The sequence below is a fragment of the Roseovarius salincola genome (assembly GCF_026891095.1).
Taxonomy (GTDB): domain Bacteria; phylum Pseudomonadota; class Alphaproteobacteria; order Rhodobacterales; family Rhodobacteraceae; genus Roseovarius; species Roseovarius salincola.
In genome coordinates this window covers 1-1,694 of record NZ_JAPTNL010000049.1, presented here as the reverse complement: position 1 = coordinate 1,694, position 1,694 = coordinate 1, and the positions used below count along the sequence as shown (strand labels likewise).

Annotated in this window: 2 protein-coding genes; both read right to left on the bottom strand. The window is 63.6% G+C overall.

Going from position 1 to position 1,694, the window contains the following annotated elements; translation table 11 throughout:
- Nucleotides 1–211 precede the first annotated feature (211 nt).
- Nucleotides 212–1,441: a fatty acid desaturase gene (locus tag N5A93_RS19415; RefSeq protein ID WP_268956745.1), complete on the bottom strand. Its 1,230-nt coding sequence runs from the start codon at nt 1,439–1,441 to the stop codon at nt 212–214.
- A gap of 32 nt (nt 1,442–1,473) precedes the next feature.
- On the bottom strand, nt 1,474–1,694 hold a 221-nt coding region (locus tag N5A93_RS19410), incomplete at its 5' end, for a hypothetical protein (protein WP_268956744.1).

Genomic DNA, 1,694 nt, shown 5'->3' with positions numbered 1-1,694 from the left:
TAATCGTGGGCACGTCGGCGGTGCTTTCCATTCCCGTTTTCTTCCCCTTCTAGGACGGGCTCGGAACCTCGTTACAACGGATGGCACCCGGCGATGATCCGATGGCAAGAATGACCCGGTCGACGCTATCCAAGTATGGCTTTGAAATGCAGCGACGGTACCGCGTGACACGGGGTCACGTACGGTCGTCTCTTGGCGAAATCCTCAAGACTCACGCAGCAACTGTCCGGGCCGCAGCGAAGGACAGAAGTCTACGGCTTTTCTCGTCCCACAGATGAAGCCGCGCGCAACGAAAGCTTTGCCAAAGCGTGATGCGCTTGGAACGCGCCAGCAGATCGTGGTCCCTGACCACCTCGCCAAGACGGTAGAACGGGATTCGGCTGGCGAGGTGGTGCACGTGGTGGACGCCGATATTGCCGGTGATCCAGCGCAGGATGCCGGGCAGGGCGTAGTGCGAACTGCCCTGCAGGGCGGCCTCCTGGATGTTCCAGTCGGCCTCGTGCTCCCAACTCGTTTCCTCGAATTGGTGCTGGACGTAGAAGAACCAGGTGCCGGCGATCGCGCCCAGCATCATCGTCGGTAGGAACACGAACAGCAGGACATCCCAACCGCCCAGCCAGCCGATCAGGCCAAGGACAAGGCCGATGGCGGCATTCGTCGCCATCGCGCTCAGCCAGTAGCGCCAGCCGGACCGCATCAGGTAGACCGGCAACCGGTGCTGCAGGAAGAACAGGTAGAACGGCACCACGCCGAACATGACGACCGGATGGCGCAGAAGGCGATAAAGTGCGCGTCCGAGCCATCCCTTTTCGCGATACTCTCTGACCGTCAGGGTCGGAACGTCCCCGACGCCCCGCCTGTCCAGGTTACCGGTCGTCGCATGGTGGATCGCGTGCGTTTTTCGCCAGACGTCATAGGGCGTGAGGGTGAGCACGCCGAGCCCGCGGCCAATCCAGTCGCACAGGCACCGGTCGCGGAACAGGGAGCCATGCCCGCAGTCGTGTTGGATGATGAAAAGGCGGACGAGGAAGGCTGCGTTCGCCAGCGCCAGAGCCATGGCCAACAGCGCACTGATCGAGACAAGCCACCACGCCACCGCCCAGATCGCGACGAAGGGCACCAGCGTGACTGTCAGTTCGAAGACGCTGCGGGAGGGGATGGGCTGGCGGTAGGGTGCCAGTTTCCGGGTCCAGTCCGAGGCCCGCAGGGCGATTTCGCCCTCTAGGCTTGGCCCGCCGGAGGCAGGATCGGTATCGCGGGCGGGGACCTCGCACCGGCGTTTCTGTATCTGCCCGGCCTCGGCGGTGTCGTTCGCGGTGAGCCGCCTGGAGTATGCGCCGGATCGTACCGGCTTGTCGTGGTTGCCTTTGGCGGTTTGCATGGCTTTATGATCGGGCTGGCCGGCCGCCGGCGTGTCTCGTTGTCTGGTCGCGAATGTCATGGCGCGCGTCGTTTCCTCTCTGGTCGAGCCTGTCATTCCGGCGGTCTGCGAACAGAGTTGCCGCCAGCTATGATTCGGTTGATGATCCTCGCCACGGCCCGGTGTGATTCCGTTTCGGCGTCTGTGCCGGTGGCGTTTTCGTGGGTCGCCGCGGCATCGCGGAGCACCCCCATAATCTCGTGCTCGGGCAGCAGCGCGCGATCGTTCATGGCAAGCATCAGCGCCTCGCAGATCGTAAGGGCAGCCATGCCGG